This window comes from Caldanaerobacter subterraneus subsp. tengcongensis MB4 (genome assembly GCF_000007085.1).
Taxonomy (GTDB): domain Bacteria; phylum Bacillota; class Thermoanaerobacteria; order Thermoanaerobacterales; family Thermoanaerobacteraceae; genus Thermoanaerobacter; species Thermoanaerobacter subterraneus.
In genome coordinates this window covers 180,163-204,131 of record NC_003869.1, presented here as the reverse complement: position 1 = coordinate 204,131, position 23,969 = coordinate 180,163, and the positions used below count along the sequence as shown (strand labels likewise).

The 23,969-nt window shown below is 37.0% G+C and carries 21 protein-coding genes and 1 pseudogene; 1 reads left to right on the top strand and 21 read right to left on the bottom strand.

Going from position 1 to position 23,969, the window contains the following annotated elements; translation table 11 throughout:
• Positions 1–10: 10 nt before the first annotated feature.
• The 14 genes and pseudogenes from TTE_RS00965 to rpe all read right to left on the bottom strand — a co-directional run bounded on the left by TTE_RS00965 (position 11) and on the right by rpe (position 15,202).
• The gene (locus TTE_RS00965) at positions 11–1,345 is read right to left on the bottom strand and encodes a TrkH family potassium uptake protein (protein ID WP_011024696.1); all 1,335 of its coding nucleotides are present in this window, start codon (positions 1,343–1,345) and stop codon (positions 11–13) included.
• A 208-nt stretch (positions 1,346–1,553) separates the two neighbouring features.
• Positions 1,554–2,957 carry an NADP-dependent phosphogluconate dehydrogenase gene (gndA, locus tag TTE_RS00960; protein ID WP_011024695.1) on the bottom strand — a complete coding sequence of 468 codons (1,404 nt, stop codon included), beginning with the start codon at positions 2,955–2,957 and terminating at the stop codon, positions 1,554–1,556.
• 89 nt (positions 2,958–3,046) lie between these two features.
• Positions 3,047–3,973 carry a PTS system mannose/fructose/sorbose family transporter subunit IID gene (locus TTE_RS14590; RefSeq protein ID WP_407636724.1) on the bottom strand — a complete coding sequence of 309 codons (927 nt, stop codon included), beginning with the start codon at positions 3,971–3,973 and terminating at the stop codon, positions 3,047–3,049.
• Between the two features lie 24 nt (positions 3,974–3,997).
• A pseudogene (locus TTE_RS14585) lies at positions 3,998–4,711 on the bottom strand (PTS mannose/fructose/sorbose/N-acetylgalactosamine transporter subunit IIC); the annotation flags it as partial.
• 69 nt (positions 4,712–4,780) lie between these two features.
• Positions 4,781–5,290 (bottom strand): PTS sugar transporter subunit IIB, encoded by a 510-nt coding sequence (locus TTE_RS00950; RefSeq protein ID WP_003868259.1) that lies wholly within the window; start codon positions 5,288–5,290, stop codon positions 4,781–4,783.
• An 11-nt stretch (positions 5,291–5,301) separates the two neighbouring features.
• Complete coding sequence (locus TTE_RS00945) at positions 5,302–5,712, bottom strand: PTS sugar transporter subunit IIA (protein ID WP_011024692.1); 411 nt, start codon at positions 5,710–5,712, stop codon at positions 5,302–5,304.
• 108 nt (positions 5,713–5,820) lie between these two features.
• A complete protein-coding gene (locus tag TTE_RS00940; protein ID WP_031313989.1) occupies positions 5,821–8,568 on the bottom strand; it encodes a sigma 54-interacting transcriptional regulator in 2,748 nt (915 codons plus the stop codon).
• A gap of 137 nt (positions 8,569–8,705) precedes the next feature.
• Positions 8,706–10,709: a transketolase gene (tkt, locus tag TTE_RS00935; protein WP_011024690.1), complete on the bottom strand. Its 2,004-nt coding sequence runs from the start codon at positions 10,707–10,709 to the stop codon at positions 8,706–8,708.
• A 131-nt stretch (positions 10,710–10,840) separates the two neighbouring features.
• Positions 10,841–11,170 carry a hypothetical protein gene (locus tag TTE_RS00930; protein WP_011024689.1) on the bottom strand — a complete coding sequence of 110 codons (330 nt, stop codon included), beginning with the start codon at positions 11,168–11,170 and terminating at the stop codon, positions 10,841–10,843.
• A 23-nt stretch (positions 11,171–11,193) separates the two neighbouring features.
• Complete coding sequence (locus TTE_RS00925; protein ID WP_011024688.1) at positions 11,194–12,438, bottom strand: dihydrolipoamide acetyltransferase family protein; 1,245 nt, start codon at positions 12,436–12,438, stop codon at positions 11,194–11,196.
• A gap of 7 nt (positions 12,439–12,445) precedes the next feature.
• Positions 12,446–13,426, bottom strand: coding sequence for an alpha-ketoacid dehydrogenase subunit beta (locus tag TTE_RS00920; protein WP_011024687.1), 981 nt, complete (start codon positions 13,424–13,426; stop codon positions 12,446–12,448).
• 2 nt (positions 13,427–13,428) lie between these two features.
• Positions 13,429–14,400 carry a pyruvate dehydrogenase (acetyl-transferring) E1 component subunit alpha gene (gene pdhA / locus TTE_RS00915; RefSeq protein WP_041587258.1) on the bottom strand — a complete coding sequence of 324 codons (972 nt, stop codon included), beginning with the start codon at positions 14,398–14,400 and terminating at the stop codon, positions 13,429–13,431.
• A gap of 10 nt (positions 14,401–14,410) precedes the next feature.
• The gene (locus TTE_RS13880; protein ID WP_157858508.1) at positions 14,411–14,554 is read right to left on the bottom strand and encodes a hypothetical protein; all 144 of its coding nucleotides are present in this window, start codon (positions 14,552–14,554) and stop codon (positions 14,411–14,413) included.
• Between the two features lie 3 nt (positions 14,555–14,557).
• Entirely contained in the window at positions 14,558–15,202 is a 645-nt protein-coding gene (gene rpe / locus TTE_RS00910) for a ribulose-phosphate 3-epimerase (RefSeq protein ID WP_011024685.1), read from the bottom strand.
• A gap of 183 nt (positions 15,203–15,385) precedes the next feature.
• On the opposite strand from rpe, the gene TTE_RS00905 reads away from it, so the two are divergent.
• Positions 15,386–16,333: a sugar-binding transcriptional regulator gene (locus TTE_RS00905; RefSeq protein ID WP_041587257.1), complete on the top strand. Its 948-nt coding sequence runs from the start codon at positions 15,386–15,388 to the stop codon at positions 16,331–16,333.
• Positions 16,334–16,356: 23 nt separating this feature from the next.
• On the opposite strand, the gene TTE_RS00900 is transcribed toward TTE_RS00905, so the two are convergent.
• The 7 genes from TTE_RS00900 to TTE_RS00875 all read right to left on the bottom strand — a co-directional run bounded on the left by TTE_RS00900 (position 16,357) and on the right by TTE_RS00875 (position 23,961).
• Positions 16,357–17,604 carry a PTS galactitol transporter subunit IIC gene (locus TTE_RS00900; protein WP_011024683.1) on the bottom strand — a complete coding sequence of 416 codons (1,248 nt, stop codon included), beginning with the start codon at positions 17,602–17,604 and terminating at the stop codon, positions 16,357–16,359.
• Positions 17,605–17,614: 10 nt separating this feature from the next.
• On the bottom strand, positions 17,615–17,908 hold the full coding sequence (locus TTE_RS00895; RefSeq protein ID WP_011024682.1) for a PTS sugar transporter subunit IIB: 294 nt from the start codon (positions 17,906–17,908) through the stop codon (positions 17,615–17,617).
• Between the two features lie 4 nt (positions 17,909–17,912).
• On the bottom strand, positions 17,913–18,389 hold the full coding sequence (locus tag TTE_RS00890; RefSeq protein WP_031313992.1) for a PTS sugar transporter subunit IIA: 477 nt from the start codon (positions 18,387–18,389) through the stop codon (positions 17,913–17,915).
• Positions 18,390–18,462: 73 nt separating this feature from the next.
• On the bottom strand, positions 18,463–21,366 hold the full coding sequence (locus TTE_RS00885; protein WP_011024680.1) for a sigma 54-interacting transcriptional regulator: 2,904 nt from the start codon (positions 21,364–21,366) through the stop codon (positions 18,463–18,465).
• Positions 21,367–21,480: 114 nt separating this feature from the next.
• Entirely contained in the window at positions 21,481–22,293 is an 813-nt protein-coding gene (gene pgeF, locus TTE_RS00880) for a peptidoglycan editing factor PgeF (protein WP_041587256.1), read from the bottom strand.
• A gap of 15 nt (positions 22,294–22,308) precedes the next feature.
• Positions 22,309–22,467 carry a hypothetical protein gene (locus TTE_RS14010; protein ID WP_162828795.1) on the bottom strand — a complete coding sequence of 53 codons (159 nt, stop codon included), beginning with the start codon at positions 22,465–22,467 and terminating at the stop codon, positions 22,309–22,311.
• A 375-nt stretch (positions 22,468–22,842) separates the two neighbouring features.
• Positions 22,843–23,961, bottom strand: coding sequence for a DUF362 domain-containing protein (locus TTE_RS00875; protein WP_011024677.1), 1,119 nt, complete (start codon positions 23,959–23,961; stop codon positions 22,843–22,845).
• Between the last annotated feature and the right edge of the window lie 8 nt (positions 23,962–23,969).

The following is a 23,969-nucleotide window of genomic DNA, read 5'->3' as shown; positions in this document are numbered from 1 at the left end:
CACCTCTATTTTAACCTACCATAATTTTTTCTTCCACATACTTCATAATAGGTTTAGGTTTCTTCTGCCTTTGTGCCAATGCTAACGCCAATGTTAAAGGACCAACTCTGCCAGTATACATTGTAAATATTATAATAATTCTGCCCACTGTAGTCAATTCAGGTGTAAGCCCGAGTGATAATCCTACAGTTCCAAAAGCTGAGGTTGTCTCGTATAACAAGGTCAAAAAGTCGGATGTTTCAGTAATAGATAAAACCATAGTCACAGAGAAAATAATAAAAACGCTTATAAAGGATATAGCTACAGCTTTATAGACTATGTTTCTGCTAATAGTGCGCTTATAAAGTACTGTCTCTTCTTCACCCTTTATAACTGATAATACAGTATATAGTATAACTCCAAAAGTAGTTGTCTTGATACCTCCCCCTGTTCCAGCTGGAGAAGCACCAATAAACATGAGTATTATTGTCAAAAATTTAGACGCTATGGTCATGTCAGAAAGCGATAGCGTATTAAAACCAGCTGTCCTAGGTGTCACAGCTTGAAATAATGATGCAAGTATCTTTGTAGGAAAGTCCAATGGTTTTAATGTTTTTGGATTATTGTATTCAAATAAAAATATAAGCAGTGCTCCACCAGCAATCAAAAACAATGTAATAGTTATAACAGCTTTTGAATGCAATGTAAGTTTGCTAAAATGTCTATGTTCGTATATATCAAGTAAAACATAAAATCCTAGCCCGCCAAATATTATCAAACTCATTATAACCAGGTTTACCACCCAGTCAGAAACATAACCCGTTAGACTCCTAAAGTTACCCATAAGATCGAAACCAGCATTATTAAACGCAGAAATAGAATGGAACAAGCCGTAATACACTGCTTTTTTTAATCCCATCTGAGGTAAAAATCTCAAAGTCAATATAATTGCGCCAATGCTTTCAAATAAAAAAGAAACCATTAGTATATACTTGGCAAATTTCACAATGCCTCCAAGGCTATTTGTATTGAAAGCTTCTTGCATTACCAATCTCTCTTTAAAGGTAATTCTCCTACCAAGGATCAACGCGAAAAGCGTTGACATGGTCATAATACCTAAACCGCCAACTTGTATCAGCAACATTATCACTATTTGCCCAAAAGTAGACCAATAAGTTTCCGTGTCAACAACTACAAGGCCAGTAACACACGTGGCTGATGTGGCTGTAAATAGTGCAGTTATAAAATCTGCACCTTCTCCACTTTTAGTTGCCACAGGTAGCATTAGTAATAAAGTCCCAATCAATATAATAGTCGCAAATCCTAAAGCAAGTACTTGCGTAGGTGTCAGTTTTATTTTTATCATAAAAAATCATCTTCCTACGGAGAAAAGGCCTATTAAGGCCTTTATCGGTTTTTACTGATAAAATGTTTAAAGCAAAAAGATTCAACGTTTAAATTATAACAAATTACTGTCATAGAGTCAATCATTCTACTTTCCTTGAGATAGTACTCCTTTCAGTTATAAAGCCACGGAGTAACTTCTCCATGGCTTTAAGTGATTTACCTCTATTTTATCTTTCCCACTCTGTATGAAATATCCCTTCTCTGTCAATTCTTTCGTAAGTATGAGCTCCAAAAAAGTCCCGTTGAGCTTGAATAATGTTTGCTGGGAGATTCTCTTCTGTTAAAGCAAAATAATAATCAAGTGCAGAATTCATTGTCATAAGAGGTATTCTGTAATTTTTCCCAATTTCTGTAACTTGGTAGATGGAATTTAATTTATCTTTAATAAAGTCTATAGCCTTATCACTATGCAAAAGATTTGCATCTTCCTCATTTTCTCTAATGATATCCCTCAAAAAGTCTAGAATTTCGGCCCTTATAATACAGCCTCCTTTCCAAATTCTTAATATTTCGCTAAGGTCTATTCCATAATTATATTGCTTGGATGCTTCGTCAATTAGCCATAAGCCTTGAGAGAAAGACATAAATACTCCAAAAAGCAGTGCTTTCTTTAAATGCTCTATCATTTCTTCTTTATTCACAGAGATTATATTCTTTTCTTTCGAATATAATTTCGATAAAATCTTTCTCTCTTCTTTATAGTGAGAAATAATTCTGGCTTCTACCGCCAAATTCAATGTTGGCGTAGGAACCCCTAAATCCAAAGAAGTTTGAGCAGTCCATTTCCCAGTACCCTTTTGTTCTGCTTTATCCAAAATGTAGTCTATCAAAAATCCTCCTGTCTCCTTGTCTTTATATCTCATAATCTTATAAGAAATTTCCATTAAATAGGAATTAAGTTCTCCCTTATTCCATTTTTCAAAGACATCGCCTATTTGTTCATTAGTCATATTCAATACTTTTTTCATAAAATCATATACTTCAGCAATTAACTGCATAATAGCATATTCAATACCATTATGAACCATTTTCACAAAATGACCTGCTGAACCCTTTCCCACATATGTACAGCAAGGTCCATCTTCCGTCTTTGCTGCAGCCTTTAAAAGAATATCTTTTATTAAGTCATAAGCCTCTTTTGTACCACCTGGCATTAATGAGGGTCCATGTAAAGCCCCGTACTCTCCTCCAGAAATACCCATTCCGAGAAACAAAATGTTTTTTTGCGATAAATATTCTAGCCTTCTAGCAGTATCAGCAAAATGCGAATTCCCACTGTCTACTATAAGGTCCCCTAGCTCCAGATATGGAAGAATTTCAGCAATCATGTCATCTACAGCCTTTCCAGCCTTTATCATCAGAATTATTTTTCTAGGTTTTTTTAAACTTTTCACAAACTCTTCTATAGTATAAAACGGAAAAATTGATTCGTCTCTAACTTTTTCCTCAACAAACTTCTTTGTTCTCTCAGGGGTCCTATTATAAACCGAAACTCTATAACCTTTCCTTGCCATGTTCAAGGCAAAATTTTGTCCCATTACCGCCAATCCTATTAAACCCACATCATTCATTTGTCCTATCCTCCTTTTATATTTTAAATGTAATAAATGTAATATAATGCAAAATATTGATTCCACCCAAGAGGGTGGAATCAATATTTTTATAGAACTCCTATCCAACCTAAAATGAAGAATATAACCACCATCCAGCCTAGTACTTTCAAAACCTTTAACCCTTTCTTTGTAAAGTACCAGTATACCAATAATACAGTCAGCAATGGCAGCATACCAGGTAAAATTTTGTCTAGTATAGCTTGTAATTCAAACACTTTACCTGAAATGGTCCATTTAAGCGGAGTTGACACAGAAACGTAATTGCTCGTCAAAATACCCATCATGAAAAGACCCAAGGTTGACAACCCTGTAATGAGTGTTTTTATCTTTTCTCCACCTAACAATACACTTACTGACTCTCTTCCTAATCTGTAACCCATTCTTAAGAAATAATAACCATACGCGTAAGTTATTACAGGGAAAAGTATCAAGGGGAACAGAGCTCCCATTGCACTTCCTGATTTTGCCCAGGGAAGAGCTATTGCTATTAGCAAGTACATGATAGTTGACCATTCTACTGAATCACCTATACCTGCTAATGGACCCATTAAGCCAACTTTTGTCGCATTTATAATATTAGGATCAGGTGCTTCTTCCCCCTTTGCAATAGCTCTAGCTCTTTGTTCTTCTAAAGAAAGGGTGATACCTAAAATAGGAGCGCCACCCCATGTGCCCTGGGTATTGAAAAATACTAAATGTCTCTTATAAGCTTCTTTCAGTTCTTCTGGATTTTTCCCATAAAGTTTCCTTAACACAGGCATTATAGCCCACTGGAAAGACAAAGCCTGAAGTCTTTCAAAAGAATGAGGTACTTCTACTGTTAACCACCATCTAAACCATGTCATTTTTAAATCTTTTTCAGTGACCTTTAGCTCATTTTGAGGTAAACTTTCTTTTTCATATTGAGGCTCTTCACCTGATGAAACATTTTCACTATTTGCATTATTTTCTTCAAGCGCACTTCTATAATACAGTGCAACGTATAGATAAGCTGCAATACCACCTAAGATAGCATATACCAGAGCATTTACATTTAAAGGTTTCAAAATTAATGAGACAAAATATGCTAAGAAATAGAATACCATTAAGTCTCTACGCCCAATAACTGCTAAAGTAAGCGCAATACCGAGAGCAGGTAAACTTCCTCCAACAACCGTTAAAGCATGTAATACGCTCGCTGGTATAGTCTTCAAAAACGAATCTATCAACGGAGCACCATAATATACTGCCACAAATACAGACGGGAAGAACAGTGATATCGTAATAATAGTAGGGAGAATGATAGAAGCAAATGTGATTCCTCTGTCATTTAGCTCTTCTGCTAATCTATCAACCCAGTGTGTAATAAGAGAATTTATAAAGAATCTAAAACTTACTAAATATGATGCTAAAAGACCTACAGGAACCGCTACTGCTATAGATTGCTCAGGAGCCATTCCAGAAGCCAAAGCAACTGGAACTGCTACAGCAGTTGCTACAACTGTCTCACTAGGAGTAGTACCTCCTGGAGCGATAACACCCATGTAAACCAACTGAATAGTTGCTGCTATAATCATTGCTTGAGGCACATTCCCCATTATCAATCCTACAACTAGTCCAGTTCCTACAGCGGTAAAACGCAGAAATCCTGAAAGCGTATATCCTATGATTCTTGACTCAACGATTGCGACCCATGCAGCTATCAATGCAGCCTGCAAAGCACTGATTGCCATAAAACTTTCACCCCTTTTCAAAAAATTTAAAAATTTTATAGTACCGGTTTCATAGAGAAACCGGAAACTTTATTTCAATTCCGGAAAATATTTTTCTACCACTGTAGTTAAATGTATTTTTTCACTATCAGGTATCATTTGTAAATATACATCTACATTATATTTTGTTTTAAGCTCGAGCAATGTTTTCACTTCATCTTCACTCAGACTAACACTTTGAGATATTCCTTTTCTCTGAGGAGTTTTCGCAACCCCTCCTATATTCAACGTGGTTATAGGAAGACCTCCATCCATCACTCTTTTACATGTATCAATATTCTTAAAAAGTAAAAATACTTTCTCTTCTACACTGGTTTTTTGAGACCACTCTTTTAAAGCAGCATCTACTCCGAAAACTTTTACTTTTACTCCTGGAGGAGCAGCCATAGTATATATGTTTTTCATAAACTCATCTACAGCCAACTCATCATCAATAATCACTATAGAAGCCTCAGGAAAGCCTTTCATCCATCTTGTCATTACCTGTCCATGGATCAGTCTATCATCAATGCGAGCAAAAACTATTTTCCACATCATCATGACCCCTTTCTCTACATTTTAAGAGAACTTTTTTCAATAACTTTTATCCCATCCTTCCCTATTTTGGATATATTTTCAAGTAATTCAGTTGTATCGTATACATTGATAGAAGTAAGTAATTCAACTAACATCGGCATATTAATCCCTGTAATCACTTTTACATCATATTCCTTCATCATACTAAGAGCAATGTTAAATGGACTACCTCCGAAAAGATCCACTACAATTATTATTTCTTTATCTTCTTGCAGTTTTTCTTTAATAATTTTTTCAACTTCTTTTCTTACAACCTCAATATTATCCCCTAAATTAAGTCCCACTGTATGAACATTTTCTTGTTTCCCAATTATCACTTCTGCTCCACTTAACAAACCCTTGCCAAAATCCCCATGTGTGATAATTAAGACAAATTTTTCTTTCACTATATACACCCTCTTTTATTTTAATAAGTGCTCATATTATTTTATCCAAAATGCCAAATTCTATCAAAATATAAATGCAAAAAGCATGCCAAAAAGTGTCGGCATGCTTCAAAGTTTCATATTGGGCACTCTATCTTTTATCAAATCATATATAAACCCAATCTCCGTCGTCGGTATTTCCACTTTGTAAGTTTCCTCTATGACACTAAAAGCAGATTTGACGAAATTTATAAACTGTCTATGACACTGCTCAAACTCTTCTAAATTACTGTAAGAAGTTATAGGCTCTTTCATTACCAACCTTTCCACCATAACACTTACGTGGATATATAAGCTTATTTTTAAATCATTAGAAAATCTAATTCCGATAAACCTTTCCAAATCAGATATGGCTTTTTCCACTTGTACTATTATTTTATCCGGATTTAGTATAGTCAAATGGTGCAACACATTTTGCAAAGAAAACAGCCTTACTATTTTCTGATTTACCTGCTCTACTGTTTCATCATCTACAATCCCCTTCAATATCCTGCTTAAGAGCACATCTCCTCGTCCTGCAATCAAATCTTCTAACGAAAGGTAAGGCACTTCTTTTATTCCAGGGTCTGCTGTGCCTATTATAAGCTTCACATTATAATTTTTAAATATTTCATCTTTTATACCATTTCCTTTTAATCTGGTATAATCATAAGGAATAATTTCAATGTCATCTTCTTCAAAACACTCTCTCAAAAGGTCTTTTATCTTAACGGCTGTGCCAATACCAGTTACACATGTAGTCAGAATCGCATTCTCTTTGCTTTTCTGCGATTTTATAAATTTATACCTGCTACTGTTCCTCTGTATCGCCTCTGTAACAATCTGCTCCAGAGGCTGATTTTGAAGTATTCTATTCCCAACATCCAAAGCCAGCTGTGTTGTAATATTGTTTATAATCGCTATGTCACCTTCAACAATATCAGTTAAAGATTTGTATATCTCTTCTAAAGAACCCATGTCAACAAGAATGATGACTCCTCTTGAGGTATCAATATTTTTTAGATAGTCCTGAACCCTTGCCATGACCTCCTGTGTTGACATCTCAATCGGCATGTCAAAAGCTTCAAAAACAAACTGTCCCAAAAGCCTGTTAGCGACACTGGCAATGCTACTGGCAGTAGAATACCCGTGAGCGATTATTATGGAATTTATCAAATTTGCTGACTCAGTCTTGTTTAAACTTCTTACATAAAGTGTAAAATATGCCACAGCAATCTTGTTGAGTTTAATATCGAGGTTTACCTCTATCAGATCCGCCATTTTGTTTGCTATTATAAACTCTTTCGGGAAGATATTTTTCAATATCTCCAAAGCTGACTCTATGCTCTCAGAATACTTCTCATAAGTCACATCACTCAAAAGGTAATTGATAAAATGAGACAGGACAAGAACAGAATTGCCATAATATTTAATTCCATACATGTTTTGCATTATATTGAGAACATTTTCTACAACATTTTTGATAGCGTTAAAGACTATTGAATCTATATAGCTACTGTCATTCTTGAAAATTATAGTATCCGTCAGTTCGTTTAAATAAACCAACACGTTTTTCTTAAACTCTTCAGAAGCAATGCCATTATTTTGATATTCCTTAAAAAGTTCAAACATTTTGTTTAAAGCACTGTATATCTCTCTATTGTCATCCTTTTCCCAGGACAAACCTTCATCCTTTTTATTGTGAGAAATTAGCATTCCATTGAAGTGGAAGTTACTTTTTACTATATCAAGGTCCGTCTGCATTTCCTTAGGAAGGTCATAAAGGTGAATTCTTAAAATATTGGTTTTGCTCTTGATAATATGGCTGTAAGCCTGGGCACAGCTATATTTTATGACATTTATAAGTTTACCGATATTCCCTGAAACCTTTGTCTTTAAAAGCACATTCAAAACCTGTTTACTTATTAAAATATCCATCCCCAAATTTCTTGCTTCATTTTTGTAAAAATTGTAAATTAATTGCAATCTTTCGTGCAAAGGCCTTTCATCAAAAGAAGGGATGTGGACCACCAAAGGAATCCTTCTTAAAAAAGTTTTTGTAAAAGTCTTTTCAGGGTCTTCAGTAGTAGCAAATACAAATCTTACCTTTGCCGTTCTCCAGTTGTTCGTCTCTCCCAGCCTTCGGAATATGCCTTTGTCCATAAAGAGGAAGAGTTTTTCCTGCCCTTCCGGAGGTAACCTGTGCACTTCATCTAAGAACAGATAACCTCCATCAGCCTCTTCTAAAAGGCCTGGTTTGTCCCTGTCAGCCCCTGTAAATGCCCCTTTTACATAACCAAATAAATTAGCAGACAAAAGTTCAGGATTATTTGCATATTCTGCACAGTTAAATATCACATACGGCGCATTTTCATCTATAACTCCTATATACTTGGCGTACTCATAAATTAGCTGAGCGATATAGCTTTTCCCTACTCCTGTACTACCAGTAAGCAAAATAGGAAGTCCGTTTGGCGGGTATGAAGCAGCAGATTTGCACAGTTTTACCTGTTCTTTTAAACTGCCGTTGTAGCCTACAAGCTTTACAAAAGGATCTTCTGATGAAGATTTCAAGGAAGTGCTTACATCCTTTGTAGTATCCTTAAACTCCTTTGCCCTCTTTTCGTAAATTTCCCTATCTACAAAATACACAGGCCTTGTGTTAATTTTTATTAACTTACCTTCCTTGTGAAGTTCGTTTAGAAGGTGACTTGCTACATTTCTTCTCAGATTTAATTTCCGGGCTACCTCCTGAGCAGTTATGCCCTTTTTCTCCTTTACATTTATATTCTGGGATAGCTCTTTGACCAGATTAAAAACTTTCTCCTTATTTGTCAAGGAGAATCTCCCCCTTTTTTCGTGTATGTTTAATAAAAAGTATACCATAGAAAGCGAAAAAATTTTAGAGGAAAATAAAACTGCCCCTGCCTATAAAGCAGGAGCAGCGTAAAACTCCCTAAATCTTGTAAATTTATTTACTTCCTGAGCAGCTCTTTTGCCTCTTTTACTATTCTGTCCACTGTAAACCCGTATTCCTCCATCAGTTTTTCTCCCGGGGCAGAAGCGCCAAATGTATTTACCCCCAATACTTTACCCTCATCTCCTACATAGCGCTCCCATCCAAGAGGTGCTGCCGCTTCAATAGCCAGTCTCTTTTTAACATTTGGAGGCAGTATGTAGTCCTTGTAGGACTTGTCCTGTTCCTCAAATCTATCCCATGAGGGCATACTGATAACTCTTGCGTCTATCCCTTCTTCTTTTAACTTCTTTTGCGCTTCAACTGCTAAAGATACTTCTGATCCAGATGCCAAAAGGAGAATATCCGGTATTTCCTTTTCGCCGTCGGATACTATATAAGCACCTTTTGCCACGCCTTCTTCAACTTTTTCTTTTGTTGTAGGAAGAATGGGGAGCTTCTGCCTTGTCAAAATCAAAACAGTAGGCTTATTCTTAGACTGCACTGCTAATTTCCATGCAGCTCTTGTCTCATTCCCGTCTGCTGGCCTTATAACTGACACATTTGGCATTGCGCGAAATGCCGCAAGATGCTCTACTGGCTGATGTGTAGGTCCATCTTCTCCTACAGCGATTGAGTCATGTGTAAATACATAAGTTACAGGTACTCCCATTAAAGCTGAAAGCCTTAAAGCGGGGCGGAGATAATCACTAAATACAAGGAATGTTCCGCCATAGACTTTAAGTCCTCCGTGAAGTGCCATCCCATTCAAAGCTGTAGCCATTCCAAATTCCCTTACACCAAACCATATGTTTCTTCCAGTGTAATTGCTGGTAGGCCCAAAGGGCTGTTCTCCTTTTATAGCTGTCTTGTTAGAACTTGCAAGGTCAGCACTGCCACCTATGAAGTAGGGGATATTTTTCGCTAAAGCATTTATCATCTCTCCAGATACATCTCTCGTCGCATAGGCCCCTTTATCATAAGAAGGCATGTCTTTGTCCCAGCCTTCTGGAAGGTTTCCATTTATGGCATCTTCTAATTCTTTTGCTAACTCAGGATATTCTTTTTTATAAGCCTCAAATAGCTTATTCCACTCTTCTTCTGCCTTTTTGCCTCTCTCAAGAACTTTAGCCCTGTAATGCTCGTATATTTCTTCTGGAATAAAGAAAGGTTCATACTCCCATTTATAATATTCTTTTGCCAAACGAGCCTCCTCTTCACCTAGTGGAGCCCCGTGTGCATCAGATTTGCCTGCTTTATTGGGAGCCCCGTAACCCAAGACGGTCTTTACTTCAATTAAGGTAGGCTGTTCTGTGTTTTTCTTAGCTTCACTTATAGCATTTCTTATAGCGTCAAGGTCATTGCCATCATCGACTCTTAAAACCTGCCATCCATAGGCTTTGAACCTATCTGCAACGCTTTCTGTAAAGGATAAGTGCCTGTCTCCATCCAAGGTTACATCGTTAGAATCGTAAAGCACAATCAGTTTGCCAAGCTTTAAATGTCCTGCCAATGAACCTGCTTCGTGAGATATCCCTTCCATTAGGTCTCCATCGCTTGCAATTACATATGTATAGTGGTCTATTATGTTGTAAGAACCGCGGTTATACTTATTGGCAAGGAAGCGTTCAGCCATTGCCATTCCTACTGCCATCCCAAGGCCCTGCCCTAAAGGTCCAGTCGTCGCCTCTACTCCATCAGTAAGGCCGTACTCCGGATGCCCAGGAGTTTTTGACCCCCACTGGCGGAAATTCTTTATGTCTTCCATGGAAACTTTGTAGCCTGAAAGGTGCAAAAGCGCGTACAAAAGCATTGAAGCATGTCCTGCTGACAGGACAAACCTGTCGCGGTTGAACCACTTAGAATTGAGAGGATTGTGATTCATAAACTCTGTCCAAAGTACATACGCCATAGGAGCTGCTCCCATTGGCATCCCGGGATGGCCTGATTTCGCCTTTTCAATGGCATCAATAGACAGCACTCTTATAGCGTTTATGGCCAACTGCTCTATTCTTTTTGCCATGTTTTCTCCTCCTTTAACTATATTTTGCTTTATTTCTTTAATATTATTATACATGAAAACTGCTGAAAAACAATGTAAAATTCCCTTCCCCCATTATTATAAGGGAAGGGTAGATTTTAAAAAAATCATTGTTATATATCTTTCCTTCTAATTTTATCAATTTGTTCTTTAACTTCCTCCAGAACCCTGTACGGCTTAGTGACAATCCTTATGGGAAGTGAAAGTAGAAAAGCAGTAAGGTCTTTTTGCAACTCCTCAGTCATACGTTGTGGTTTTGTAAATATTCTATTTATAAAATCTTCTGTATAGTTTTTCTTCGCCTTTTCCTTGTCTATCTCCAATTCTGTTCCACATTCATCGCACTTTATCTTTTTTATCATATCTCCTTCATAGACTATCGTATGTTCAGTCTCCTTTTTGCAGTAAAGGCAGTAAAGCATTCCTTTCATGTAAGTGTACATAAAACTCACATCCCTGCCTTTTCTTACAACATAAATTGTAAGGGATCTTCTAAAATTTCTTTTATCCTTCTCAAAAATTTAGCCGCGAGAGCACCGTCTATTACTCTATGATCTGAAGATAAAGTCATTTCCATTATCGGCTCTATTTCGATTTGTCCTTCTTCTACAACGGGAATCTCTCTTATCTTCCCTACAGCTAAAATTGCTACTTCCGGTGGATTAATTATAGCTGCAAATCTTACTACATCAAACATACCTAAATTAGAGATTGTGAAACTTCCTCCAGTATACTCATCAGGTGTTAATTTTCCTTCTCTTGCTTTCTGAATAAGTGCTTTTTCTTCCCTTGCTATTTCTTTCAATCCTTTTTTGTCTACTTCCCTTATAACAGGTACAATTAGTCCTTCATCCAAAGCTACCGCCAATCCTATATTTATTTCATTCCTTAAAATTATCTGGCCTTCCTCTACATAAGAATTAAATATCGGATAATCTTTTATTGCTATTCCAGCAGCTTTCATAAGCAGGGTATTAAGGCTAATTTTTGCTTCATCCTCTTTCAATTTACTATTTAATGTCTCTCTCAATTTTAAAATTTCTCTCATCTTTACTTCCATAGTAACATAAAAATGAGGAGCTGTATTTATACTTTTTTGCATTTTTTCTGCTATTATTTTTCTCATTCCTGTGAAAGGAATAACTCTATAAGAGGGTATTTCTTCTTTTTTCTCTACTTTTTGTTCTACTGTTACTTGTGAAGGCACTATTTCAGTACGCTTTCTAATATATTCTTCTACATCTTTCCTATGAATTCTGCCGTGAGCTCCAGAGCCTATTACTTCTGACAGGTCTATCCCATGTTCCCTTGCTATTTTCCTTGCTGCCGGTGTAGCTCTTGGTTTAGATATTTCTTCTCTTTTCACCTCTTCTGGCTTCTCCTCTATTTTTACTTTTATCTTCTCTTCTTTTTTCTCTTCTTCAACTCCCTCAGAGACTTTTAACGTTTTTAGTATCTCTTCTATGTCTTCTCCTTCTCCTCCTATTATAGCTATAGGCTGATTTATAGGAACTTCTTCTCCCTCTCTTACAAGAATTTTTAAAAGAGTCCCTGTGTAACCTGCTTCTTCTTCCATTGTAACTTTGTCAGTTTCTATTTCCAAAAGAGGCTCTCCTGCTTCTACTTTTTCACCTTCTTTTTTCAACCATCTAACTACTTTGCCAGCTGTCATAGTCATACCTAACTTAGGCATAAGTTTTACATTTGCCATCCTTCAATCACTCCTTGCCAAATATAGCTTTTACTGCCTCTATTATGTCTTCTACTTGAGGTACAGCCGCTCTCTCTAACTTGGGATTGTAAGGAATTGGCACATCCTTCCCACCCAATCTCTGTATTGGGTAGTCGAGATAGTCAAAAGCATCACTTTCTACAATTCTCGACAAAACTTCCGCACCCCAACCATAGCTTTTGTTGTCATCCTCTACTATCAGCACTTTACCTGTCTTTATTACTGAGTTTACTATAGTTTCTGTATCAAGTGGTGACAAGCTCCTTACATCTATTACTTCTACATCTATTCCTTCACCTTTTAATTTTTCTGCAGCCTCTAGTGACCTTATTACTGTTATAGACCCAGCTATTATGGTTATATCTTTCCCCTCTCTTTTCACATCGGCTTTTCCTATTGGAACTATATAGTCTCCTTCAGGCACTTCCCCTTTTGTCCAATAGAGGAGTTTATGCTCAAAAAATATTACTGGGTTGTCATCCCTTACAGCCGCTTTAAAAAGCCCCTTTACATCATAAGGAGTTGCAGGCATCACTACTTTAAGACCCGGTATGTGGGCAAACATGGCAGGCAAACTTTGAGAATGCTGTGCTGCTGCACCTGTCCCACTACCCATAGGAGACCTTATTACAAGAGGTACTTTAAGTTGTCCTCCTGTCATATACCTTAGTTTTGCAGCCTGGTTTACTATCCACTCCATCGCATCCATCATAAAGTCAGAAAACATTATTTCTACAATAGGTCGCATACCTACAAGAGCTGCACCTACTCCTGCACCTACTATGCTAGCTTCTGAAATTGGTGTCTCTATTAGTTTGTCTTTGTACTTAGGATACATACCCTTTGTTACTCCAAAAGCTCCTCCATATATTCCTATATCCTCGCCCATCATAAAAACGTTAGGGTCTCTTTCAAACTCTTCTTTTATTGCTTCTGCCAGCGCTTCTATATAGAGCTTTTCTGCCATCTTTACTCTCCCTCCTCTGCATAAACGTATTTTGCCAGGTCTTCTACCTTGGGTTCAGGACTTTCTACTGCAAATTGATAGGCCTCTTCTATCTCTTTTGCAACCTCTTCGTCTATTTTCTTTAATTCCTCTTCTGTTGCCACTCCTTCTGAAAGCAGTTTTTCTGCAAATCTCTTTATAGGATCTTTTTTCTTCCATTCCTCTTCTTCTTCTCTAGTCCTATATACTCTAGGATCACTCTTAGAATGTCCAAACCATCTATAAGTCTTTGCTTCTATAAGTGTAGGCCCTTCACCTTTCCTTGCTCTGTCCACTGCTTCTTTTACCGCTTTGTATACCTCTAACACATCATTCCCATCTACTATTACACCAGGCATATTGTAAGATGCTGCTCTGTCAGCAATATTTTTTACAGCAGTAAATTTATTTACTGGTGCAGACATAGCATACTGATTATTCTCGCAGAAATATACAACTGGTAATTGCCATATTGCTGCCATATTTAGAGATTCATTAAATGCTCCTGTATTTGCTGCACCATCACCAAAAAAGCATAACGTAACTCTTTTATCTCCTCTTAATTTAGAAGCTAAAGCCGCGCCTGTAGCTATGGGAATTCCTCCAGCTACGATTCCATTCGCACCCAAATGGCCTGTAAAAATATCTGCTATGTGCATTGAACCTCCTCTTCCTTTGCAATGCCCCGTCTCTTTGCCAAGAAGCTCTGCCATCATCCTCTTCAAATCCGCACCTTTTGCTATTGTATGCCCATGTCCCCTGTGAGTACTCGTTATATAGTCCGTGGGCTCTAATGCGGCACAAGCTCCAACTGCAGCAGCTTCCTCTCCCACGTACAGGTGGTATGTCCCCCATATCATATTTTTCTTATAAAGCTCATCTGTCTTTAGCTCAAACTGTCTTATTTGAACCATTTTTTTGTACATCCACAGCAATTTTTCTTTTGAAAATTCCATAGTCACAATTCTACCTCCTTTTAATTTCACTTTCTCCTTCTTCTGGCACTATACATATAAGCTCAAGTACCTCTTCTCCCATGTTTACAAACTGATGAAGGGCATTAGAGGGTATATAAGCAGGTGTTTTTTTGTCTTTGTGAGATACAATCATTTCTTAACCTCCTTTTACTTGGAAAATAAATCTTTCTTTGTTTTCATTTAAAAATAGTGCACTTCCTACCACTACAATATCTACCCCCACTTCTCTCAGTAAGTTTATATTGCCTAAATTTACTCCTCCATCCACCCCTATGGGAATAGAAAACCCCATCTCTTTCAGTTGAACTTTCGCTAATTTTATCTTGTCTATGGTAAAAGTTTCAAAATTTTGTCCCCCAAACCCGGGTTCCACACTCATGAACAACAAATAATCCACATCATTTAAACACCATCTTAAGCTTTCAAAAGAAACACATGGGCTTAAAGCAACACCAGCTTTTTTACCTAAAGCCTTGATTTTTCTTAAAATTCGCAAAGGATGGCTACAAGTATCAAATTGGACTATTATAATATCTGCCCCAGCTTCTGAAAATATTTCGACATAGTTTTCTGGATTTAATATTTCCAAATGAACTTCTATTGGTAAGTCAGTTATTCGTCTTAAATCTTTAACAGTTTTAGGGCTAAATCCGAAATTATTTGCATAGTGACCGTCTATAACATCCACATGAATAAAATCTATACCTAATTTTTCCAGTTCTAAAACTTCCTTACCTAAAAAAGCTGTATCAGCGGCCAATATAGAAGCTGAAATCTTCATTTTTGCCCTCCATAAATTTAGTAACAAATGTTCCTATTGATATCAATCGTGCTCCTTATTATTTAGTTTAACTTATCTTTTTTAAAAAGTCAAGCAAAAGATAGACAAAATCTTGTAATAATTACTTGACTGTGATAAGATTAAGGAGAGCAAATTAAACAAAATTAGACGGTGATGAAAACAATGAAAATGGACAAAGATTTACATCTTTTTCAAAAAATAAGTTTGGTAGCAGAATTGTATTATACTTATGGTTTAACACAGCAGCAAATAGCTGATAAGCTCCAGATTTCTCGGCCATGGGTTTCAAAACTTTTAAAAAAGGCAGAAGAATTAGGCCTTGTTAGAGTAGATGTCATAACATCTACATCTGGGGTAAAAGAACTTGAAGAAGAAATCCAGAAAAAATACAGATTAAAAGGCGTAAAAGTGATTAAAAAAGCTGTTACGTCGGATGCTGATATTGTAGAACTTGGAAAGGCAGCTGCTAATTACTTTATTTCCATACTAGAACCTAATGACGTAATAGGCGTGTCCTGGGGTAAAACTCTTTCAGCACTTGCAAACCACTTAATACCTATTTACTACCCTGATACTACAGTAGTACCTTTAATAGGTGGAATGGGACATACTCCATCTCTCCTTAGTAACCACATTGCCATGCAGATATCTTCTGCAATAAGCGGAAAATGTCTGTTACTACACGCTCCTGCTTTTGCAAGCAATAAACATGAAAAAGAAGTCTTTTTGAAAAATCCACTTGTAAGTCAAGTAATTGAGAAAAGTGAAAATATAGATATAGCTTTGGTAGGCTTAGGAAGCCTATGGAATTCTACAATTCTGGAATACAACTACATCACTGTCAATGAAATAAAAGATCTAGAGAAAGTAGGAGCAATAGGAGACATTGCCCTGCACTTTATTGATGCAAGTGGCAGAATAGTATCTCACCCCATCCATGAACGATTAATTGCAGGCAATTTATCTAAAATACGTAAAAGTGCCAGAATCATGATGGGTGTAGCAGGTGGCCTTCATAAAAAAGAAATTGTAAAAGCTGCTTTAGTAGGAAAATGGATAGATATACTTGTCACAGATATAGAAGTAGCTCACTATTTAATTGAAAATTAAATGGGAGGAAGCCCTCCCATTTTTTAAAATAGCCTCATTATCTGCAAAATCACCCATGTCAAAGGATTAGCACCATCGCATATGCTGGATATTTCTGTAGCTCCAGTTGGGAACTTGAAGGCAGCTTCTGCAGCAACCTGAGTAAACAAAGGAGCCACATTTGTTGCAATCCACAATCCCACTCCTATAACTATTGTACCAATCAATATAGACCTAAAGACATTACCCTTAGTTACCGGTACAACCATAACTACCATAAAAGGAATTGTAGCCAAATCACCAAAAGGCAACACATGGTTACCAGGCAATATTATTGCAAGAAGTATAGTTATGGGAACTAATACCAATGCTGTGGCTATTGCAGCAGGGTGTCCAACAGCTATTGCAGAATCAAGTCCAATGTAAAATTCTCTGCCTTGAAATCTCTTTTGCATAAAAGCTTTTGCTGCTTCAGAGATAGGGATTAATCCTTCCATTAAAATTCGTACCATCCTGGGCAGTAAAAGCATTACAGCAGCCATTGAAATACCCAAGTTTAAAATTCCTTTCACATCGTATTTTGCCAATATACCTAGAACAACACCCAAAATTAATCCTATCACAATAGGTTCACCAAAAATGCCGAATCTTTTGTTTATTGTATCTGTATCCGCTTCAATTTTGTTTATAACTGGGATTTTGTCTATGAGTTTATTAAGAGGAATAGCTATTGGAACATAAGCCGCAGAAAATCCGTGTGGAAGTGATATACCTGGTAAGCCATAGAAATCCTGCACCATTTTTGCTGTCCAGTCGGCTAGCAATAAAACAATCGCGGCATTTATTGCTGCTGCAACCAATCCCCATGTTAGGCTTCCTGTAGCAGCTGTCACTAAAGCTCCAGTGAATGCGAAATGCCAATAATTCCATAAGTCTACGTTTACAGTTTTTGTAAGTCTGGTAGCAAGCATTATTATATTTACTAAAAGACCTATAGGAATAACAAAAGCTCCTACTTTTGAGGCAAAAGCAATTGCTGCAGAAGCAGGCCAACCGACGTCTATTACGTTAAGATGAACTCCCATATGTTCTACCATTGCTTGAGCCGCAGGACCGAGGTTATTAACGAGTAATCCAATTACTAGATTTATCCCCACAAAACCTATTCCTATAGTAAGTGCTGATCTGAAAGCTCTACCTGGTTTTTCTCCTAATATAAGGGCCAGTAAGAAAATTATTATTGGAAGCATTACTGTTGCTCCCAAATCCAAAATATATTTGATAATACTCATAGATTACACCTCACTTCTTTATTTCTTCAATAATTTCTTTCAATACTTGTTCTTCTCCTATACCTGTTATAAGAGGAAGTGCATTTATACTTTTTTTCCCAAAACTATCTTTTAGTATTGTCGTAGTGACTATAAAATCTGCATCTTCTGCGTAGCTTTTTATCTCAGATACTTTACACTGTATGATATTTACATCCAAGTTCTCCTTTTTTGCAGCTTCCAATATTTTTTCTGTTACCACCGTAGAAGTTGCAATTCCCGTTCCGCATGCCACTAATATTGTCTTTTTCCTCATACTAACCATTTTCTCACTCCTTTTCTAATGTCTGATAACTTTCTATTATTTTTACAACTTCATCACCACCTTTCGCTTTTAAAATTTCTTCAAGTAAATTTTCGTTTTGAATCATTTCAACAAGTCGCTGCAATAGCTCTACTTGACTGTGAGCTGCATTTAGAGCTATCATAAATACTATATTTACATTTACATCTTCTTGAGGATTAGCCATATTTTTAAATACCACTGGCTTTGAGAGAGTAGCTACTGCAATTGCAGGTTTTAAAACATGTTCTGGATCTGTATGGGGAATAGCAACATTATTGCCATTTAAAAGAAGCCCTGTGGGAAAATTCTTTTCGCGGGTCATTATCCCTTCTAAAAAACTTTCTTTTACGTACCCATTCTCTAATAATTTATTAAAGAGAACCTCAAAAACTTCTTCTTTGTTATTGGCCTGTAAATTAGTAACAATCAATTCTTTGTGGAAAAACTCTGTAAGCTTCATCAAATACAACCTCCTCGTTATCTCGCAAATTTTATATAGCAAGAATTATGCCATCTTTTTGACATGTATTGTACTAACTCGTAAGAATCTCTCTTACTTCATCAGGATTTCGCGCTCCCTTCAATTTATTTATGCTATTTTGATCTGTTAAAACATGATATAGATACATAAAATACTCTTTCGACTCCTCTTTCAACGCTATCATAAATACTAAATCTGCCATAAGGTCTTTTTCCCAATATATAGGCTCTTTCAATTTTGCAATAGCTATGGCTGGTTTTATGACATGTTCTGGGTAACCATGGGGTATGGCTATTCCATCGTTTAAAATAGTAGCTCCCATAGCTTCCCTTTTATATACGCTTAATAAAAACCTGTCGTCCACATATCCTTTTTCATAGAGTTTTTCTGCCAGCAAATCTATCACGTCGCTTTTGACAAAAGCATCTACATCTAAGAAAATTAGCTCCTCGTCAATTACCTCTTTTAGCGGATTTTCCTTTTTAAGCCCTATTATCTTCTTTATCTTCTCTACCCCATCTCCTTTTAAAACTTCTTCTACAGATATGAAGGGTATACTTTCTATGCCGGGATTTATTGTACCTACAAATGCTGCCACATCATTTTCTTTTCTTATTTTTTCTATCTCTTTTGCTATGTCCTCCTGTCTTAGCATGCCAACAGGAATTATTTTGTAATTTTCTTTAAGTTCTGGAATCAAGTCTTCAATGTACTTTTTTATTTTAAGGGCTGTACCTTCTCCAGTTATGCATACTGTCACAATAGCTTTGGAAGGTTTTTTGTCAAAAAGCGTTTCTACTTTCCCTACATATGACTTTTCACTGTCTATAGCATCTGCTATTTCATCTAAAGTAGTCTCAGGTATAATAGCTCTTCTCACAGCCTCTAACACCATCACAGTATCCACTCTTGCTACAACTCTCGTAGGTATTCCAGTTCTTTTAGTTATAATTTCACCAAAGGTTACAAGAGAACCCATATCAACTAATATAATACAGCCTTTGCCTTCATCTATTCTTTTTACAACCTCAATTGTCCTCTCAAGAACTTTTTCGGGTTTTTCATCTAAAGCCATGTCTATACCTATGGCATGATTAACTCCCAGAAGCCTATTAGCCACCTCTGCCATACTGCTTGCCACATGCCCGTGAGTTAGAACAATTACTCCCACTCTTCCCTCTTCCACTGGCTTTTCTCCTGAAAAAGTTTTTAAGTACATAGCTATAAACCCTATCTCTTCCTCGGGAAGCTCAATCCCAAGCTCTTTATTTATTTCTTTAGCCATAATCTTAGCTGTAGAATACTCCAAAGGATATTCTCTGATTATGTTCTCCAGTTGAGGATTAAAGATGGGCTTGCCGCTCAATATCCTTTCATACGTCGCGCTCAAGTGAATAGCAAGAGAGTAAAAGAGGTTGTCTTCTAAATTTTTAAAGCTTCTTCTTGCAATTTCATAGGCTTTTTCGACTGCATTCACAATCTTTTCTCCTACTACATTTACAAGCTCTTTCTTTGAAATTGAAATGCTGGTTTTAACACTTGCAGCAAATTTTTTAAGCTCTATCTCCATTTCCTTGCTTAGAATTTTATCTATTTCCTCTTTTGTAAGCCCCTGTCTTTTTAAGTCAATAAACCTTTCTTCTATAAATTGGTATATTTCGTCAGGAAGCATATACCTGTCTTCTTTTGGAAATATTTTTACCTTCTTGTCAGGATAGACGACAAGGTCCTCTCCCAGATACCTTTCTATTTCAGGATCTCTTTTATTCAGTCTAAAGAGGCCCATTTTGACGTGATTTGGAAGGTCAGAAACATCCACAACTAAAGAAGAACTTTTACTACCAAGTGATGCTAAAAAGCTTTTTGCGCAGGCAACCTGAATATCACTCCGCAATTGCCCCAAATTTCCCGGGCATTCATATAGCATCAAAGCCCTTAAAGCCTCTTTTTTAATCACAATAGTCTTATTAAGGCGCACAGACTCTTTTGTGAAAAAGTTATAGATTATCTCATATCTTTCATGAGGAGGTCTTTCAGAAAGAGATGGAAGTTCAATCAAAACAGGAATTCTTCTTCTAAAAGTCAAAAGAAGTGCTGATTCTGGATTTTCAGTAGTAGCAGCAATGAGCATAATCTGCGCTTCTCTCGTGTTCTCTGTTTCCCCTAATCTTCTAAATTTACCTTTATCTAAAAGATAAAAGAGTATTTCTTGCCCTTCACTGGGAAGCCTGTGAACTTCATCAAGAAAAAGTATTCCTCCATTTGCTTTTTCCACCAAACCTCTTTTTTCCGTATCAGCTCCTGTAAAAGCTCCTTTTACATATCCAAATAGCTGTGCCATTAGAAGCTGCGGATTATCTGCATAATCGGCGCAGTTAAACACAACAAAAGGAGCACCTTCTCTAAAGCGGCCTGATTCTACTGCAAAATTGTACATAGCTTCAGCAAGCTGGCTCTTTCCTGCTCCAGGGGGACCTACTATCAAAGTATGAAGACCATGGGGAGGATAAAGTACTGCTGCTTTTGCTAAACTTATCTGTGCTTTAAGACTTCCTTCACTGCCAATTATATCTTTGAAAGACAATATCTCTTCTTTTTGACTTTCTACATCTTCTTCTGGTACAAAGTTTTTAAGATATACCTTCCTTTCCACTTTTATTTCTTTTAAAATTTCTTTTTTCAGCTGTGACACCACAAATCGAGATATGTTGTAGCCTAAAAAATTTAGCTCTCTGGTAAGATTTCTATCTGAAATACTTGGATCTTCTTTGATTATTTTCTTTAAATCTTCTAGCAAATAGGGTTTTCTTCTTTCCCTTGAATCAGGGATATTGTTTTTAAGTCTAAATTGCGTAACGTCTTCTCTTTTGATATTAAGAAGTGCAGCAATCTGCTCATCAGTCAAAGGATTTTTCTTATCTTCTTTTTGTATAATTTCAAAAATTTTATCCAACATAGGCAGATGCCTCCCCCTTTACATTTCACTTTGCAAAAAGTATACCACAAATGTGGCATGAATTGTATAAAATAAAAAAGACCCAAAATGAGGTCTTTGCAGTATAAAAATGACTTACTTAAGTTCTACAAAAGCTGCCATGCTTCCTGTTATGCCTTTATCTCTCCTGTAAGAATAAAATTCCAGATTACAAGAAGTGCATATCTGGCTCACAGTGATGTTTTCATCCGGTATCCCACTACTCACAAGTTCGATATAATTGGCATGCTGCAGATCTAATAGCCATTTTCCATCAGACTTTTTAACAAGAACCTCTTTCCAGTCCCCAATCGCTTCTTTTACTCTTTCTGCCACATCTTCCCCCACTTCATAGCAACATTTGTATATGGAGGGTCCTATTCCTACCAGTATATCTTTGGGATTGGAATTGTATTCTCTTTTCATAACCTCTACAGTATTTGGCCCAATACGAGCCACCGTTCCTCTCCATCCTGCATGAGAAAGAGCGACAACTTTTTTAACAGGGTCTAAGAAAAATAAAGGCACACAATCGGCATGAAATGTAACAAGGGGAATTTCTCTCTCGTCAGTCACAAGTCCATCTACTCCTACAATATCACTTCCTCCAAAATTTTTCCCCCTATCCTCATATGTGATTTTTCTCACTACATTACCATGGACCTGGTCAGAAAAAACCATGTTTTGGCAGGTAAATTCTCCTACAGCACATATTATCTTAAAGTTTTCGTAAACTTCTTCTTTGATGTCAAATCTTTTAAGGCTTAGATTTAAAGAGGCGTATTTCCCCTTGCTCACCCCACCTATTCTCGTAGTAAAAAGGTGCTTAACAACTCCTGTCTCTTCAAAAGAAGGTATAGTGTAGAAAACTACTCCATTTTTTTCATTTCTTTTAAAACCTATTTTCAAAGGCATCCGCTCCTTCTACTCTTCTTCTTTTTTATCTTCCACATCCTTTTTCTCTTTTTCTTGCTTTATCCCAAAGACTTTGTCCGTCCACTTTATAAAAAGCACCTGTATAAAGAAAAGCAGTGCCACTGTTATCATTGAAATTATAGGAATTATTATGAAATATTTTTCCATTAAATTCCTCTCCTTTGTGAATACTCCTCTTCTATTAATATAATACAACAAACGTTATCAAAAATCATTAAAAATTTTAAAAAAATAGCAGGATAAACCTGCTATTTGAGCTCGTTGACAAAATCTCTCTCATCTAAGTGGCATTTTGTGTTAATGCTCCAGAGTTGCAAAGCGACTAAACTAAAGCTCGCTTGAGGGCTTAGGCGGGGTACCGGCCAATTCGCCTACGGCTCAGGTGGCCGCTCGCTTCGCTCGCCCCGCCTTCGCTCCTCAAGCTCGCTAAGTTTAGTAACCGCTTTGTCAACAAGTCGCATTTACACACAAAATGCCACTTTCCCAAGTTTCTCAACAGTCTAAAATGCCAGGATAAACCTGCTATTTGAGCTCTATAAGCTCATAATCTCTAGTACCTAAGCCAATCTCTTCTCCGTATTTTAGCTGCAGCTCTCCTTTTGTCTCTGGATGAAGCGCTTTAAACTTGTCTTCCCCCGGATTCATTCCATACCCTGCTTCTTCCAAAGCTGTACCTCTATGTCCAAATTGCTGGTTTACAAGGTCATAGCTTGCCTGGTCTATAGCAACAGGGTCAAAAGAAGCCAGTATCCCAACATCAGGAACAATTGGCGCATCGCTCCAGGGAGTACAGTCGCAAAGCGGTGTGACATTCATTACAAAGTTTATAAAAGCGATTTTACCTTTTTTAACAGAATATGCCCCATAGGCGTATTCTGTCATCCTCTCTATAAAAGCGTCCATATCTGTTCCCCATTGAGGCTTAATAACTCCATACTGGCACATTGAAACGCATTCTCCACACCCTATGCATATTGAATGGTCAATATAGGCAGAACCGTTAACCAAAGATATGGCACCTACAGGACAATTCCTTATACACATCTGACAGGCAGTACAGCCTTTACCTACCACAGGCTTTACTGTAGAATGCTGTTGCTGTTTCCCTGCCGCAGGGGCACATCCCATCGCTAAATTCTTTATAGCACCGCCAAATCCTGCAAGTTCATGCCCTTTGAAGTGGGACATGACAATCATGGCGTTAGCATAGAATATGTCAGAAGCTATCTTTACTGTATCAAAGTGCTTCTTGTTAATTTTTACCTCAATGGAGTTTTTGCTCAAAAGTCCATCTGCTATTATTATAGGAGCATTTACAACAGCATAGGCAAAACCATTTTCAATAGCGGTTACCAAGTGGTCTACTGCATTGGAACGACTGCCTTTGTAAAGAGTATTTGTATCTGTCAAAAAAGGCTTCCCACCGTAACTTTTAACCTTGTCCACTATTTTTCTTACATATATTGGATGGATGTAGGCATTATTCCCCTTTTCACCAAAGTGAATTTTTATCGCCACCAGATCATTTTTATTTATTATGCTTTTAAAACCTGCCAGGTCAAAAATTCTCGCCACCTTCGAAGCCAAACTGCTGGATGCCTTATCTGCCCTCATGTTGTAGTAGTACACTTTTGCCTTCATTGACTATC

Excerpts from the sequence above, each read along its gene's own strand:
- TTE_RS00965 (WP_011024696.1), bottom strand. The coding sequence starts at position 1,345 with ATGATAAAAATAAAACTGACACCTACGCAAGTACTTGCTTTAGGATTT.
- gndA (WP_011024695.1), bottom strand. The coding sequence starts at position 2,957 with ATGAATGATGTGGGTTTAATAGGATTGGCGGTAATGGGACAAAATTTT.
- TTE_RS00950 (WP_003868259.1), bottom strand. The coding sequence starts at position 5,290 with ATGATGATGTGGAAAATAGTTTTTGCTCGCATTGATGATAGACTGATC.
- tkt (WP_011024690.1), bottom strand. The coding sequence starts at position 10,709 with ATGGCAAAAAGAATAGAGCAGTTGGCCATAAACGCTATAAGAGTGCTG.
- TTE_RS00930 (WP_011024689.1), bottom strand. The coding sequence starts at position 11,170 with ATGTACACTTACATGAAAGGAATGCTTTACTGCCTTTACTGCAAAAAG.
- TTE_RS00925 (WP_011024688.1), bottom strand. The coding sequence starts at position 12,438 with ATGGCAAATGTAAAACTTATGCCTAAGTTAGGTATGACTATGACAGCT.
- TTE_RS00920 (WP_011024687.1), bottom strand. The coding sequence starts at position 13,426 with ATGGCAGAAAAGCTCTATATAGAAGCGCTGGCAGAAGCAATAAAAGAA.
- pdhA (WP_041587258.1), bottom strand. The coding sequence starts at position 14,400 with ATGGAATTTTCAAAAGAAAAATTGCTGTGGATGTACAAAAAAATGGTT.
- TTE_RS13880 (WP_157858508.1), bottom strand. The coding sequence starts at position 14,554 with ATGATTGTATCTCACAAAGACAAAAAAACACCTGCTTATATACCCTCT.
- rpe (WP_011024685.1), bottom strand. The coding sequence starts at position 15,202 with ATGAAGATTTCAGCTTCTATATTGGCCGCTGATACAGCTTTTTTAGGT.
- TTE_RS00905 (WP_041587257.1), top strand. The coding sequence starts at position 15,386 with ATGAAAATGGACAAAGATTTACATCTTTTTCAAAAAATAAGTTTGGTA.
- TTE_RS00900 (WP_011024683.1), bottom strand. The coding sequence starts at position 17,604 with ATGAGTATTATCAAATATATTTTGGATTTGGGAGCAACAGTAATGCTT.
- TTE_RS00895 (WP_011024682.1), bottom strand. The coding sequence starts at position 17,908 with ATGGTTAGTATGAGGAAAAAGACAATATTAGTGGCATGCGGAACGGGA.
- TTE_RS00890 (WP_031313992.1), bottom strand. The coding sequence starts at position 18,389 with ATGAAGCTTACAGAGTTTTTCCACAAAGAATTGATTGTTACTAATTTA.
- TTE_RS00885 (WP_011024680.1), bottom strand. The coding sequence starts at position 21,366 with ATGTTGGATAAAATTTTTGAAATTATACAAAAAGAAGATAAGAAAAAT.
- TTE_RS14010 (WP_162828795.1), bottom strand. The coding sequence starts at position 22,467 with ATGGAAAAATATTTCATAATAATTCCTATAATTTCAATGATAACAGTG.
- TTE_RS00875 (WP_011024677.1), bottom strand. The coding sequence starts at position 23,961 with ATGAAGGCAAAAGTGTACTACTACAACATGAGGGCAGATAAGGCATCC.